This window comes from Stenotrophomonas sp. Steno-Z10-BAI (assembly GCF_056393115.1).
The window spans coordinates 80,549-95,595 of sequence record NZ_JBWJOZ010000003.1 but is presented as its reverse complement, the minus strand read 5'-3'; the positions used below and the strand labels follow the sequence as shown (position 1 = coordinate 95,595).

General features: G+C 66.2%; 9 protein-coding genes. 3 read left to right on the top strand and 6 right to left on the bottom strand.

Annotated elements, in window-relative coordinates:
• Positions 1-2 precede the first annotated feature (2 nt).
• Positions 3-992 carry a fumarylacetoacetate hydrolase family protein gene (locus tag AC06E9_RS09305; protein ID WP_121042521.1) on the bottom strand — a complete coding sequence of 330 codons (990 nt, stop codon included), beginning with the start codon at positions 990-992 and terminating at the stop codon, positions 3-5.
• A gap of 488 nt (positions 993-1,480) precedes the next feature.
• Here AC06E9_RS09305 and AC06E9_RS09300 point away from each other — a divergent pair, with 488 nt between their 5' ends.
• On the top strand, positions 1,481-2,881 hold the full coding sequence (locus AC06E9_RS09300) for a DEAD/DEAH box helicase (RefSeq protein WP_259261745.1): 1,401 nt from the start codon (positions 1,481-1,483) through the stop codon (positions 2,879-2,881).
• A 69-nt stretch (positions 2,882-2,950) separates the two neighbouring features.
• On the opposite strand, the gene AC06E9_RS09295 is transcribed toward AC06E9_RS09300, so the two are convergent.
• The 4 genes from AC06E9_RS09295 to AC06E9_RS09280 form a co-directional block, all read right to left on the bottom strand.
• A complete protein-coding gene (locus AC06E9_RS09295) occupies positions 2,951-5,257 on the bottom strand; it encodes a TonB-dependent hemoglobin/transferrin/lactoferrin family receptor (RefSeq protein ID WP_478055960.1) in 2,307 nt (768 codons plus the stop codon).
• A 178-nt stretch (positions 5,258-5,435) separates the two neighbouring features.
• Positions 5,436-6,287, bottom strand: a complete 852-nt coding sequence (locus AC06E9_RS09290) for an EF-hand domain-containing protein (protein ID WP_478050290.1) — start codon at positions 6,285-6,287, stop codon at positions 5,436-5,438.
• 250 nt (positions 6,288-6,537) lie between these two features.
• Positions 6,538-9,120 (bottom strand): M14 family zinc carboxypeptidase, encoded by a 2,583-nt coding sequence (locus AC06E9_RS09285; RefSeq protein ID WP_478055959.1) that lies wholly within the window; start codon positions 9,118-9,120, stop codon positions 6,538-6,540.
• A 72-nt stretch (positions 9,121-9,192) separates the two neighbouring features.
• Positions 9,193-11,838, bottom strand: a complete 2,646-nt coding sequence (locus AC06E9_RS09280; protein ID WP_478056046.1) for a TonB-dependent receptor — start codon at positions 11,836-11,838, stop codon at positions 9,193-9,195.
• Positions 11,839-12,026: 188 nt separating this feature from the next.
• Here AC06E9_RS09280 and queD point away from each other — a divergent pair, with 188 nt between their 5' ends.
• Positions 12,027-12,380: a 6-carboxytetrahydropterin synthase QueD gene (gene queD, locus AC06E9_RS09275; protein ID WP_152153074.1), complete on the top strand. Its 354-nt coding sequence runs from the start codon at positions 12,027-12,029 to the stop codon at positions 12,378-12,380.
• 204 nt (positions 12,381-12,584) lie between these two features.
• Entirely contained in the window at positions 12,585-12,950 is a 366-nt protein-coding gene (locus tag AC06E9_RS09270) for a phasin family protein (protein WP_152153072.1), read from the top strand.
• Positions 12,951-13,045: 95 nt separating this feature from the next.
• On the opposite strand, the gene AC06E9_RS09265 is transcribed toward AC06E9_RS09270, so the two are convergent.
• A complete protein-coding gene (locus tag AC06E9_RS09265) occupies positions 13,046-14,965 on the bottom strand; it encodes an asparagine synthetase B family protein (protein ID WP_478055958.1) in 1,920 nt (639 codons plus the stop codon).
• Between the last annotated feature and the right edge of the window lie 82 nt (positions 14,966-15,047).

Genomic DNA, 15,047 nt, shown 5'->3' with positions numbered 1-15,047 from the left:
GATCAGGGCTTGGCCGCCTGCTCGATGCGCTGCTCGATCGCACCGAAGATGCTCTCGCCGGCCGCGTCGAACATCTCGATCCGCACCACATCACCGAAGGACATGAACGGGGTGCTCGGCTTGCCGTCGCGCAGGGTTTCCACGGTGCGCTGTTCGGCGAAGCAGGAGGCGCCCTTGCTGGTGTCTTCGTTGGCGATGGTGCCCGAGCCGACGATCGCACCGGCGCCCAGCGGGCGGGTCCTGGCCGCATGCGCGACCAGCTGGGCGAAGTTGAACTGCATGTCCACGCCTGCTTCCGGCGCGCCGAACCAGGTGCCATTGATGTGCGTGACCAGCGGCAGGTGGACCTTGCTGTCCTGCCAGGCCTCGCCCAGCTCATCCGGGGTGACGAACACCGGCGACAGCGCCGAACGCGGCTTGGACTGCAGGAAGCCGAAGCCCTTGGCCAGCTCGCCCGGGATCAGGTTGCGCAGCGAGACATCGTTGACCAGGCCGATCAGCTGGATGTGGCCGGCCGCCTGCTCCGGGGTCACGGCCATCGGCACGTCGTCGGTGATCACCACCAGTTCGGCTTCCAGATCGATGCCGTAGTCCTCGCTGACCACCTTGACCGCATCGCGCGGGCCGTAAAAGCCAGCGCTGGTGGCCTGGTACATCAGCGGATCGGTGTAGAAGCTTTCCGGCACCTCGGCGCCACGGGCGCGGCGCACGCGGGCCACGTGCGGCAGGTAGGCGCTGCCGTCGACGAACTCATAGGAACGCGGCAGCGGGGCGGCCAGTGCCTGCAGGTCGATATCGAACACGCCGTCGGCGTCGCCGTCGTTCAGCGATTCATACAGGGCGTTCAGGCGCGGCGCCAGGTGACTCCAGTCTTCCAGTGCCTGCTGCAGGGTCACGGCGATGCCGGTGGCGCGCACGCCTTGGCGCAGATCGCGCGAGACCACGATCAGGGTGCCGTCGCGGCCGCCTTCCTTCAAAGAACCAAGCTTCATGGGTGGGTATCCGGGATCGCGAAAATAGGTTTCAAGTGTAATCAAATGCGCGGTCAATCCAAGTCGCACTGCGCCAGAACGACGATAGCTCATGCGAATGATGCTGACGGTGTCGCTTGCGAAGGCCGCCCGGCCAACGGCCGGTCGCTACGGATTGCTAGGGGTCCCGGGCAGATCCGGATACGTCCGCAGATCCTCCCAAGCTGAACAGGGGGGTTTGGTATGGGTCTCAAACATCCGTTAGACTATCCGGGTCTGCAGCGGCCGTCCGTTTCCCTTCGGGATCGCCGGCGATATGGATCAAACGATCCGTCGCCCGCCCCCACTCCGACGCCATTCGTCATGCATTCCAGTCTGCGCACCGCGTCGACTGCACCCAATTCTCGCAGCGCGGTTTACGGGAACGCTCCGAGTCAGCCGATCACATTGATCTGCCTCGCGTCCGGCCATTCGGCCTGGCGTTACTTTGTCTTTGGAGCTTCCACCCGATGTCTTTTGAATCCTTGGGCCTTGCCCCGTTCCTGCTGCGCGCGTTGGCCGAGCAGGGCTACGAAACCCCCACCCCGATCCAGGAGCAGGCCATCCCGCTCGCCCTGGAAGGCCGCGACCTGCTGGCCGGCGCACAGACCGGTACCGGCAAGACCGCCGCGTTCGGCCTGCCGCTGCTGCAGCACCTGGGCACCAACCCGCAGGCCGTCGATGGCCCGCGCCGCCCGCGTGCACTGGTGCTGACCCCGACCCGCGAGCTGGCCACCCAGGTGCATGACAGCCTGCGCGGCTACAGCAAGTACCTGCGCATCCCGAGCGCCTGCATCTACGGCGGCGTCGGCATGGGCAACCAGTTCGACGTGCTGCGCCGTGGCGTGGACCTGCTGGTCGCCTGCCCGGGCCGCCTGATCGATCACATCGAGCGTCGCAGCGTCGACCTCTCCGGCATCGAAATCCTGGTGCTGGACGAAGCCGACCGCATGCTCGACATGGGCTTCCTGCCGTCGATCAAGAAGATCCTCGCCAAGCTGCCGCGCCAGAACCGCCAGACCCTGCTGTTCTCGGCGACCTTCGAAGAGAGCATCAAGCAGCTGGCGCTGGAGTTCATGCGCAACCCGGAGCAGATCCAGGTCACGCCGAAGAACACCGTTGCCGAGAACATCAGCCACCGCGTGCACCCGGTCGATGGCCCGCGCAAGCGCGAGCTGCTGCTGCATCTTCTGGCCCAGGACAGCCGTGAGCAGACCCTGGTGTTCGGCCGTACCAAGCACGGCTGCGACAAGCTGGCCATGTTCCTGGACAAGTCCGGCATCAAGACCGCGGCGATCCACGGCAACAAGAGCCAGGGCCAGCGCCTGCGTGCGCTGGGCGACTTCAAGGCCGGCCGCGTGACCGTGCTGGTCGCCACCGACATCGCCGCGCGTGGTATCGACATCAACGAGCTGCCGAAGGTCATCAACTATGACCTGCCGATGGTGGCCGAGGATTACGTGCACCGCATCGGCCGTACCGGTCGTAACGGCTCGACCGGCCAGGCGATCTCGCTGGTGGCGCAGGACGAAGCCAAGCTGCTGCGCCAGATCGTGCGCCTGCTCGACAAGGACATGGACATCCGCGACGTGCCGGGCTTCGAGCCGCAGACCCCGATCCGCTGGGGCAACAGCGCGCCGGGCAAGGCCGAACTGCCGGGTGGCGATCGTTCGCCGCGCAAGCATGCACGTCGCCCGCACGCCGAGGCCCCGCGCCACGCCCATGCCGGCCCGAAGAAGGCCGGTGGCGGTCAGCGTGATGGCGCCGGCCGCGGTGCACCGCGCGGTGGCCAGCCGCAGGGCCAGCGCCGTGGCGGTGGCAACACCGGCGGCGGTCGCAGCCAGGGCGGCGGTGGCGGTCGCGCCAGCTGATTCCTTCGGGCATCGCTGAAACGCAACAAGGGCGACGCATCTGCGTCGCCCTTTTTTTGTGTCTCTGCCTCAGAAGCTGTAGGCCACCGTGATGCGTGCATTGCGGCCCGGCTCGCTGTAGCGGCCGATGCCTTCATCGTTGACGTAGCCGTACAGCGTGTTGGTGCCCTTGTTGATGTTGCGTACGCGCTGCCAGAGGTAGTATTCCTCGTTGGTCAGGTTGTAGAAGCCGGCACTGAGCTTCCACTGTGGGGTGACGTTCCAGGTGCCGTACAGATCCAGCACGGTGTAGCCGTCGGCCTTGTCGACGAAGGCTGGGGTGGTGACCCTGCCGGTGGTGGCATCGGTGGTGTAGGCATCCTTGGCCTTCTTGGCCACGGCATGGGTCACGCTGGCGGTGAGGTTCCACACCGGCGACGGTGCATAGCGCACGCCCAGCACGGCACTGGCCGGCACGATGCTCTCCAGCGGATCGCCGTTGCGCTTCTCGCCTTCGCTGTACGAGGCGGCCAGGCGCGAGGACCAGGCATCGCTGATCTGCCAGCGTCCTTCCAGTTCCACCCCCTTGACCGTCACTTCGCCCGCGTTGGTCGGCATCGTGTAGTTGCGCGAGTACAGCACCGGACCGGTCGCCGTCGTGCGGAAGCCACCCGGCACCGACTGCGCCAGGTTGGTGTACTCGATGAAGTTCTCGTAGCGGTCGCGGAACAGCGACAGGCCCAGCTGCGCCCGATCCGTGCTCCAGCGGTAGCCGAACTCGAGATTCAGGCTCTTCTCTGCGTCCAGGTCCGGATTGGACACGGTGTCGTTGAGCAGCAGCGGTTGGCCATTCTGCGCATTGATCACCTGGGTGGCGCTGGTCGGCGAATACATGTCCGCCACGGTCGGCGCACGGAAGCCGCGACCCACCTGCGCCCACAGCGCGTGGTCGGGCAGGAAGCGATACTCGACGCCGGCCTGCCAGCTCGGCGCGGCGAAGCTCACATCGCGCACGGTGCCGGTGCGATCCACGAAGGTGGCGTCCACCTGCGGCGAATAGTCGTAGCGGTCATAGCGTGCGCCGGCACTGAGGGTGAGCCGTTCGTCCAGCAGCTGCACGCTGTCGCGCAGGTACAGGTTCCAGGCGGTCACATCGGTCTTGGGGACCTGGCGCGGATCGATCTCGACCGAGGCCACGGCGCCCGCCGCATTCCAGCGCGTATCAACCGCGGTGAAGTCGATGTCGCGCTGCTGCCAGGCCAGGCCGTAGACGACGTCATGGCGCGCGCCGGCGGTGGCGAACACCTTGCTGAAATCGGCCGCGGCGCGGTCCAGCGTCTGCTTGGTCGAGCGGTTCTCGCTGCGCAGGCAGGGCGTAGTACCGCCCGGGCAGCCGCTGCCGGCCACGATGGTGGTGATGCCACGGCTGTCGGTCACCTGGCGGTCCACCTGCGCATCCAGGGTATCGAACAGCGCGGTGTCGGCCCGCCACTGGTAGTTCACGCCGTAGCGGTCGCGATCGTTGGTGTCATGGCCTTTGCGCGACAGGTAACCCGGTGCATAGACGCGCGACAGGTTGTCCACGTCGTTGGTGGCGCGGCCACGCTCGTAGAGGAAGCCCAGCGTGTTGGCGTCGTCCAGCTGCAGGTCGAGCTTGCCGAGCAGGGTGTCGCGCGTGCTGTCGACCGGGTCCGGCGTGCGGCGGCCGACCCCGATGCGATCGTTCGTGGTGTCGTACCACGACTCGGATTCATGGCCTTCGCGACGGGTGTAGACCAGCATCGATTCGACGATGCCGGTGCGGTTGGCGAAGGTCAGCGTGCCCATGGTTTCGTCGTTGGCACCGGAGTACCCCGCCTTGAACCCGAGGTGGGTATCGTTGCCGCTCGCCTTGAGATAGTCAGCCGGGTCCTTGGTGGTGAACACCACCGCGCCGCCCAGTGCGCCGCTGCCGGCGCTGATCGAATCGGCACCCTTGATCACCGCCAGGCTCTTGAGCGTATCGATATCCACGTCGCCGCGGCCACCGCGGAAGAACTCGTAGGAGCGCGCGGTTTCCACCGATTCACCCAGGCTCAGGCCATCGACGGTGATCGCCACGCGGTCGCTTTCCAGGCCACGAATGTTGAAGCCGTTATCGCCGAAGCGGCCCATGTCTACGATGCTGACACCGGGGATGTAGCGGATCGCCTCTTCCATCGTGTTGGCCATCTCGTTGTCGAGATCGACCGCGGTCAGCACGGTGACGTTCTGGTTGGCCGAGCGCGTTTTCCTGGCGCGCTCGGCCTGCACACGCACGGTATCCAGCGTGCTGGCATCGTTGAAGGTTTCAGCGTGCACGGTAACGGACAGGCTGGCGGCAACCGCCATGGCCAGCAGGGTGAGGGACGACGTCATGATCAGGCTCCGCAGGAGAGGTAGGGAATGGCGTGAGCGCCGCGGTTGGCGGCGGGCCGTTCCTGGCTGCGGCGATCGGTGGACCGAGCGGGGCTGGGAGGCGCAAGGACGCGCGGGGAATCGCGCGCCGGAATCATCGTTGGCTGATACGTGGGACGTTCACGGCACGTCCTGGCCGCTAGCGGTTGCCGTTGGCCGAGTGTGCGCCGGCAACCGGCTCGGGATCGCGTGCGTCGACGATGCCATCGCCGTTGCTGTCGGCACGATCAAACATGCGCTTGCCCGAGAGCTGGTACTCGGCGAACGTCATGCGGCCATCGGCGTCCTTGTCCAGCGAGGCGAAGCGCACGCGTGCCTGGCGCTCGGCATCGGCGCGCACGCGCTGGCGCTGCTGGTCCAGGCGGCCTTCGAATTCGGCGGTGTACTCAGCCAGCGACAGCGTGCCGTTGCCGTCGGTGTCGGTGGCGGCGAAGCTCGCTGCACGCACCGCGTCGAACTCCTCGCGATCCACCGCGCCATCCTTGTTGCGGTCGTAGAGTTCCAGCATGCCGTTGGCGGTATGCGAGGTCGGCATCTTCAGCGGATCGCGCGAAGACGCCGCGGCGGTCTCCTGCGTGGCGTTCTGCGACGTCTCGTAGCCGGCCCAGGTCCGTTCGCCGGCGGCATCGTACTCGGCTCGGCTGACCGCGCCGTTCTTGTCGCGGTCCAACGCCTTGAAGCGGGTGTCGGTCTGGCGCAGATGGCCGGCGCGTGCGTCGGCCAGACGCACGTCGAAGCGCTGCAGGTACTCGTCGACGTATTCCTGTTCGTCGACATGACCGTCGTGGTTGCGGTCGGTCTCGGCATAACGCTGTTTACGGAAGGCCTCGAACTGGGCCCAGCTGACGCTGTCGGTCCCATCGGTGGCGAACTGCGTGAGGAAAGCGGTGGCGGTCGGCGAGGCGGTGGCGGTCTTGCTGGCCGGCTGCGCGAGGACGGCCGGGGCCAACACCAGTGCCATCAGGGCAGCGGTGAGCGGAACGATCTTCATGGTGGTTCCCCTGGAGGGACGGCTGCGGGTCGAGCCGGCGGGCGCCATCCTATGCGTATTGCGAATGATTCGCAATACGGAAATTTCACATAGGGTGTGATGGGTGTCTGACAAACGGAAACAGCCGACGTTGGTCGGCTGTTGTTTGGGGGTTGGAAGCCCCGCCATCAGGTGAGTGTGGCGGAGCGGCGCGTCGCGGTGGGAACGGTCCGGAGCCGGCCGGCGGCCGGCACTACCGGTACCCGGGGTGTCAGCCGCGCGGCTTGGTCGGGTTGAGCTGGTTGCCGAAGAAGATCGCGTTCAACAGCAGGCGCTCGGTGCCGTGCCAGTACTTGCGGTGCGCCGGATCATCGGCGAACAGCACCACATTGCCCTGCCCCTGCGGCGACACCACCAGCCACGCGGCACCGGCGACGCGGCTGCGGTTGCGCTCGGAGAGGTAACCGTTGACCTTGGGCGCCTCGTCGATGCGCACCACGGTGGAGAAGGGGTTGCGGCTGGGCTGGAAGCTCAGGCCGTTTTCCTTGTTCACCGCCAACTGCCGACGCGGTACGCCGAAGCCCAGCGGATGCGTGTTGTCCACGTCCGCGCTGAGGATGTTGCCACTCACCCGTTCGATCGCCGCGATGTCGCGCTGATCGCCGAACGCACGTCGGGCGGCTTCCGGCTCCTTCTCCTCCGGCCCCAGCACTTCGTCGCTGAGCTTCTGCTCGATCGCCCAGCGCGCGGCCGTGCCGTAGGTGATCAGCGAGCCACCGGCGTTGATCCAGCGCTTGAGCGCCGCCACGGCGGTGGCGTCCACGCCGGCATAGGTACCGCCGGCCAGGACAATCGTGGTGTAGCGGTCCAGCGTGATCTTGCCCAGTTGCGCCGGGTCGATCTTGCTGACCGGCAACTGCACGTGCTGATCAAGCAGGAACCACGCCGAGCCGATCTCGGTGGCACTGACGCCCTCGCCCATCACCAGCGCCACCGCCGGTTTGCGCAGCGCCTTGACGCTGTCACTGCCCAAGTCGATGCCACCACGGCTCTGCCCGCTGGACAGCGCCTGGATGTGCACGCCACTGCTGCGTGCCACCGCATCGACCGCGGCAAGCAGCTCGGCACCGGCCAGCGGCTGTCCGGCGACCGGCACCACCACGCTGCCATAGCCGAATGACTGCTCGCCCTGGGCGGTGGCTGCGGTGAACGGCTGGAAAGCCGCACGGGTCAATACACCCTTGGCCTGGAGCGCATACAGCGCGCGGCTGGCGTTGTAATCGCGCCAATCGAACACGTAGGCGTAGCCCGCCTGACCGCCGACCACGCCACCGTTGGCGGCCGGCACGCTGGCCACGCGCTCGCCACCGGCAATCCGGCTGCGGCTCGCGGCGAAGGCGATGCCGTAGGCCGGCGCGATCGCGTAGGAGGTGCTGCCGTAGAACACATCGCCCTTGATCGGTGGGGTGTCGGCGAAGATCGAATGCACGAGGCGGAACTGCGGCTGCGCGGCCTGGACGACGTACGCGCTGCCCGGCTCGAAGCGCAGCCCATCCACGGTGACCGGGGCGGTCAGCGCCTGCACCGTGATCTGGTGCTGCAGCAGCAGATCCAGCAGCCGCTGGGTCAAGCCCGGGTCGGCGGCATCACCAAACACGAAGGATTTCACCGGCTGCTGGTTGGCCTGCTTCAGTGCGGACTGGAAGAACTCCTTCTGCAGCTTCAGCAGCCCGTCGCGCTCGGTCACTGCGCCACGCACCGTACCCAGTCCGGTGGCGACCTGATTGCGGATGGTGAAGCCGAAGGTCAGCAGACCATTGACCGATTCCTGCACGCGGCCGCGGGAACTGGCCTGCTCCACGGTCACGCCGACCGCACCGTGGAAGTCCGGGTAGGTCGAGCCGTACACCGGCGAGAAGTTGTCGAAGTTCTCCCCGGTGTAATACAGCGAGCCCAGTGCATCCAGCGACTGGGCGTGGTATTTGGCCAGGGTCTTGTTGAAGTCATACGATGCCGCCGGAATCAGCGGGCTGTGCATGCTCGCCGGCGACGGCTCGAAGTAGTAGGTGCTGTCCTTGCCCATCTCGTGGAAATCGATCTGGACGTTGGGGTACCACTGGTGGAAATAGGCGATCTTCGGCCGCGTGTCCTGCTGGGTCAGCGCCAGCCAGTCGCGGTTGAGATCGGTGAAGTAGTGATTGGTGCGGCCCTGCGGGAACGGTTCGACATGTTCCTTGTCGGCCGGATCGGTCGAGGCAGGCGAGGATGCATAGGCGTTGTGCCAGCTCGCCGCGCGGTCGCGCCCATCCGGGTTCTGCGCCGGATCGAACAGCACCACCGCCTGCTGCAGCCACTGCGCGGTCTCCGCGCTGCGGCTGGCGACCAGGTAGTAGGCGGTGAGCATCGCCGCTTCACCGCTGGAGGTTTCATTGCCGTGCACGCTGTACCCCAGCCACACCACCACCGGGCTGCTGCCGGCGGCCGAGAGCGGCTGCGCCGGATCGGCCAGGGTGACGTGCTGGCGGCGCAGCGCGTCCAGGTTCTGGAGATTCTGCGCCGTGGTCACCGTGGCGATCAGCAGCGGGCGGCCCTCGTAGCTGCGGCCGATTTCTTCGACCTTGATCTTGTCCGAGTGTTTGGCCAGTTCGTTGAAGTAGGCCACCAGCTGGTCGTGCCGCGTATAGCGGCTGCCGATCTCATAGCCGAGGAACTGCTGGGGCGTGGGCACGGCGGGATCAAAATCACCACTGCCCGGAAAGAAGTACGCGCTCTGCGCGGAGACAGGCGCAGCGAACACAGATAGCACCAGCGCCACCCAGGCGATGGGAGAGAACAGACGACGTTGCAAAGACACAGCGATTCCCCGAAAGACGGGCCGGTTCCTTCCGGCCCTGTGGCTACGCACGCTCCGGTGCAGTGGATGAGGTCAGAAGCGGTAGTCGAAGCCGACCGTGAAGTAGCGACCACGCAGGTCGTACTGACTGAAGTCGTACGGCGCGCGGATGCCCGGGAACGAGGCGTCGTACGGCGGTTCCTCATCGGCCAGGTTCTGGATCTTCGCGTACACGGTCAGCTTGTCGATACCGGTGTAGCCCAGGTACAGATCGAACTGGTTGTACGCATCCACCCGATCCTGCACGGCAGTGGCCGCGGCGCTGGCCTTCTGGTCGTACCCGCTGGTGTAGTACCAGGTCAGCGCGGTGCGGAAGTCGCCATAGCTCCAGTCGAAGGTGGTGGTGGCCTTGTTCTTGGGCAGGGTGGCGCCGAGGTTGCTGCCGGCGTAATCCACCAGCGGGCCACCGACCACGGTGGGGCGGCTGTAGTCGCGCACGTGGGTGAAGGCGGTGCTCAGGCCGAAGTCGCCGGCCTGCGTGGTCGGGAAGCGCTGGCGCAGTTCGACATCAAAGCCGGAGGTCTTCAGCTCGCTCAGGTTCTGGTAGCGGTTGAACACCGCCAGCAGTTTGCCGCGCTCATCGCGGCTGACCGCACCCGGCACGTTGTCGGTGACCAGGGTCTGGGTGTTGTTGGTGCCCACCAGGTTTTCCAGCTCGATGCGGTAGTAGTCCACGCTCAGGCTGGTGTTGGACCACGGCGAGAGCACGATGCCGGCATTGAAGCTCTTGGTGCGCTCGGGCTTGAGATCGTTGTTGCCGACAGTGAAGAAGGTCGGGTTCTGCCGCGAGCCCGGCACGTCCGGGTCGCGCGGATCGATCACGCTGCCGTAGGCGATGCTGGTGCTGTTGGAGTTCTCCGACAGTGACGGCGCGCGGAAGCCCTTGGAGGCGGCGGCACGCACCAGCAGGATGTCCCACGGCTGCCAGCGCAGGCTCAGCTTGGGCGAGAACGCATCGCCGAAATCGCTGTAGTGATCGGCACGCGCCGCGGCCTGCAGTTCGAGGCGGTCGGCCAGCGGCACGTTCACTTCGGCATAGGCCGCGGTGACCTTGCGCTCACCGTGCACCTCGGCGATCGCCGGGCGGATCTGCAGGCCCGCGTCGATCTGCCAGGGGTTGTTGGAATCGAGCTTCTCGCGGCGCCATTCGGCACCGGCGGCGAACCCGATCTCGCCGGCCCAGGTATGGCCGATCGCACCGGAGATCTTGGCATCCACGCCCTGCAGCACCGACTCGGCCGGGCGCAGTGTGCTGATGTTGATCGCGTTGAGCACGTCCTGCGAGGTTGCCGACGGATTGAGCAGGTTGTAGCTGCCGGTGGCGAGTGCATCGGCCAGTGCATAGCGGTTGGCAAAGCCGCCGGAGACGGTCTCGCGCTCGCTGCTGCGTGCGCCGAACGCACCCACTTCCCAATCCCAGTTCTGCAGGCTGCCGCGCAGCCCGACCAGGCCGCGGTAGGCCTGCGAGCGGTTGGTCTTGATGGTTGCACCGAGGTTGAAGAAGGTGTACTCGATCGGCACCGCGCGGCCATACGGGTTGTACGGGCTGCTGGCGGGCAGATTGGACGACACCGGCTCGGCCAGCCCGGTATCGGCGTTGAGCGCGAAGCGGCCGCTTTCCAGGGTGAAGAACGGGCTGCTGCCGAACCAGGAGACGCCCTTGATGTCGCTGTAGAGGACTTCGCCGAACGCTTCGACGTTGTCGTTCACCCGGAAGGTGCCGTTGACGTAGGCCTGGTAGCGCTTGGTCGATGGGATCAGGGTGGTGTAAGGCGCCTGGTTGAAGCCGCAGGTGTTGCCGGCCAGGCCGTCGATCGGCGCACTGGCGACCAGCGTGGTGCCGTCCGGGCAGTTGCCGCTGGCATCGAGCATCGGCACCGAGGTGCCGTTGACCAGATAGCGTGCGCCCTTGGCCGACCAGCCGTTCCAGCGGCCGCCGGGCTTGTCGGTGTAGATGCCGGACTTGGTCAGATCGCGCTCGTCCTGGTCCAGGCGCTCGCGGTTGTAGCCTTCCAGGCTGACCAGGATGTTGTAGCCGTCCGTGTCCAGATCACCGATGCCGCCGATGAACTTCAGGTTCTGCTCGTCCAGCCCGCCCTGATCGGCGGTGCCCAGGCTGCCACCGAGTTCGGCACCTTCGAAATTCTGCCGGGTGATGATGTTGACCACGCCGGCCACGGCATCCGAACCGTACACGGCCGAGGCGCCGTCCTTGAGCACTTCGATGCGTTCAACCGCAACCAGCGGCAGCGCGTTGAGGTTGACGAACGTGTCCGACAGGCCGCCGGCCGGGAAGCCGTAGTTGGCCAGCCGGCGGCCGTTGAGCAGCACCAGCGTGTTCTTCTGCGACAGGCCGCGCAGGCCGATGCCGGCCGAACCGGAGGCCCACCCGTTGTTGGTGGTTTCGTTGGCGGCGTTGCCGGTGTTGGCCGAGATCGAGCGCAGCAGGTCGGCGACGGTGGCCTTGCCGGTCTCCTCCAGCTGCTGGCGCTCGATCACCTGCACCGGGTTGGCCGACTCGGTATCCGTGCGCTTGATGTTGGACCCGGTGACCCGCACGGCGGCGAGGGTCTTGCTGTCGCCGGCGGCGGCGGCATCGGGGGCGGCGTCGGCGAACGCGGTCAAAGGCGTTGCCAGAGCGACGGACAACGCCGCTACAAGAAGAGTGTGCTTGGGCATGAACTTCAGTGGGGTGGTGGACGACAAGTTCCGCAGTAGTCCATGCCTGGCTGAACCACGGCCAATAACATCTCTTCATACGGATATAAGAGAAACTAACATCTCTTCATCCGGATGGAAATGTTTTCGTTAGCAACAATTAACGCCCGACCCCTGCTGGAGCCCCGGCCCACCGCTACAATGCGGCCATGGAAATCTTCAAAGTCTTTACCCTCGAGGCCGCTCACCACCTCCCCAACGTCCCGGTGGGCCATAAGTGCGCGCGCCTGCACGGCCACTCCTTCCGGGTGGAACTCAAAGTGGAAGGCGAGCCCGGCGAGCAGACCGGCTGGATCATGGACTTCGGCGACGTCAAAGCTGCCTTCCAGCCGATCTACGACCGTCTGGACCACCACTACCTCAACGACATCCCCGGCCTGGAAAACCCGACCAGCGAGCGCCTGGCGATGTGGATCTGGGACGAACTCAAGCCGGCCCTGCCCGAGCTGAGCGAAGTCACCGTGCACGAGACCTGCACCTCCGGCTGCCGCTACCGCGGCTGATCCGATGGCACGCGGGCATCATACGGCGCGGTAGTGCCGGCCCCTGGCCGGCTCCGGGCCATAAGCTACCGCCCGAAACACTGCGCAACCCATTGATATGTAAAACATTCGACTGAATCCGCACGACAACGGTCAACGGAATGTTGCAATGCAATATTTTCGGCGTATGCTGCATTGCATCAACGTTCTCGAGCCGTCCTGACCATGGCGTCCGCGTTCACCGATTCCTTCAGCGACTACACCCGCCAGTTGGCCGCCACGGCCACGCGTGCCAACCGGCTCGCACTGGAGAATGCCGAGAGCATGTTCGGGGTGCAGTTGAAGACGCTGGAAAAGAACATCACCGCCACCAGCGGGTTCTTCGGTGAAATGGTGCAGTCACAGGATGCTGGCACGCTGCAGTCGCTGCTGCCCAAAGGCGCGCAACTGGCACGTGACAACCTCGCCCGTTGGACCAGCGCCAGCCAGGAAGTGGCCGGCCTGGGGCTGAAGGCCTCCGAAGCCTTCGGCGAACTCGCCCGGCAGCCGTTCGCGGACGCCACGCCCAGCGCAGGCAAGACCCGCGGCTGAGCCGGACAACATCGAATTTGCGTGGGTCCCTCCCCCCACGCAATCCCAGACCCGACAGAACCCTCCCTCTGTCGGGTCTTTTTTTTGGCCGGCGATCAGGCCTCGGCGATGGCGCGCCGATGGCGCTCCAGCCACGCCTGGAACATCAGGATCGGCCACAGGTGGGTGTGCCACTTGCGCCGCCCCTCACGGAATTCGGCCCAGATACGCCCGACCACGGCCGCATCGAAGTACCCCTCCCGGCGCAGGCGTTCCTCGTCGAGCAGCGCGTCGGCCCACGGAAGCAGTGGGCCGGCCAGCCAGGCCGCCACGGGGGGACCGAAGCCCATTTTCGGACGGTGGACCAGGTGCTCCGGCAGATGCCGGCACAACAGCCGCTTGAGGATGCGCTTGTGCTCGCCACCGGCGTATTTGAGCGGGCTGGGGAGCGACCAGGCAAAGCGTGCGACGGCGGCATCGAGTAGTGGAGAGCGCGTGTCCAGCCCATGCGCGGCACCGGCACGATCGATCTTGGTCATGATCCCGTTGCCGAGATCCATCATGAAATCCAGGTACTGGACGCGGTCGGCCGGATCGCCCGCAGGGAGCCAGCGCTGGCAGTCGGTAAAGAGCGTAAGAGGCTCACTTGCATGCAGCACGGCACGGCAGGGATCGCGCCAACGCGATACGCGCAGCAGGTAATGTGCTTCCAGACTGTCTGCCTGCAGCTCCGAGCGCAGCGCGGGCCATCCCCCCAGCCGGGCACGCTCGCCGTCACGCTGCGGCCATTGCTGCAGCATCCGCCGCAAGGGCGCAGGCATGCGCGCCGTCCAGGCCGCATTACGCAGGGCCCGCTGATAGGCCCCATGGCCATGGAAGAGTTCATCGCCCCCATCGCCGGTGAACACGCTGCTGTGGTCTTTGGCGACCAGCGCGCACGCGAGCAGCGTCGGCATCTGGGAGGCATCGGCAAAGGGCTCACACCAGACGTCCGGCAGGGACGCCACCAGCGCCGCAGCCTCGTTCCAACGCAGGATGTGCCGGGTATGCCGCGTCCTCAGGCGTCCAGCAACTTGATCCGCCCAGTCCGATTCGTCATGACGCGGATCATCGAAGCCGACCGTGAAGGTCTCCACCGGCAGCGTGGATTGGGACTGCAGCACGGCGGTCACCAGCGATGAATCGGTCCCGCCGGAAAGAAATGCGGCCGCCGGAGCGCCGTGAGGCCTGCATCGCGAGACAGCCTGGTGCAGGAGCAGCTCCAGTTTTCCCGTCGCATCGTCGAAACTCAGTGTTGAGTAGGCCCGCTCGTCGATCGCGGCGCACATGTCCTCTCGGGCATCCCAGTAGCGGCGACCTCCTGCGTGATCGACATGCGCAGTTGCGCCGGCTTCGCGCGCGGCCAGGTTGAGACGGACCACGCAGCCCGCTGAAACCTTGAAAATGCCCTGTTGAATGCTGTGCGGGGCGGGGATGTAGCCATAGCGAAGCAACAGGGTGAGTGCATCGCGACTGATGTGCGCCTGAAAGCCGGGATAGCCGTGCAGCGATGTAACACTGGAGCCGAACAACACGTCGCCATGGCACCACCCGTAATAGAGCGGACGGCCCCCCACCCGGTCGCGGGCCAGCCAGAGCACCTTGTCCTGGCAGTCCCATACCGCCAGCGCAAGCGTGCCATCGCAATCGTGCAGCGTACGCTGCACCCCGCGCGCCGCGATGGACAGCAACAGCAGGGTCGCATCATCCGCACCTGGATGGACGCTCGTGGCGTACTCGCGCTCAAGGGCGGTGCGCACGTTCAACCTGCCATCCATGCACAGCACGTAGCGCCCGCACCGGGACCTGCGGGGCGAGCCATGCCGCGCCGGGCCGGCGTGCAACTGGGCCAGTGCCACGCCGTCATCCTCTTCACACCAGGGCGCAGGTGGCACGCTGTCACGATGGCGTGGTGTCACACTCATGGCTTGCACGTGCTGCGACAGTTCCGCTGCGCACCGTCCAGGACGCAGGACCGCGCCACAGATACCACTCATGGGTCTTTCTCCTACCGGGATGTGAGCGCGCGGCACTGCACCCGCTCACTTTGGGAAGCCGCCACCGATCCGCACGGATCGG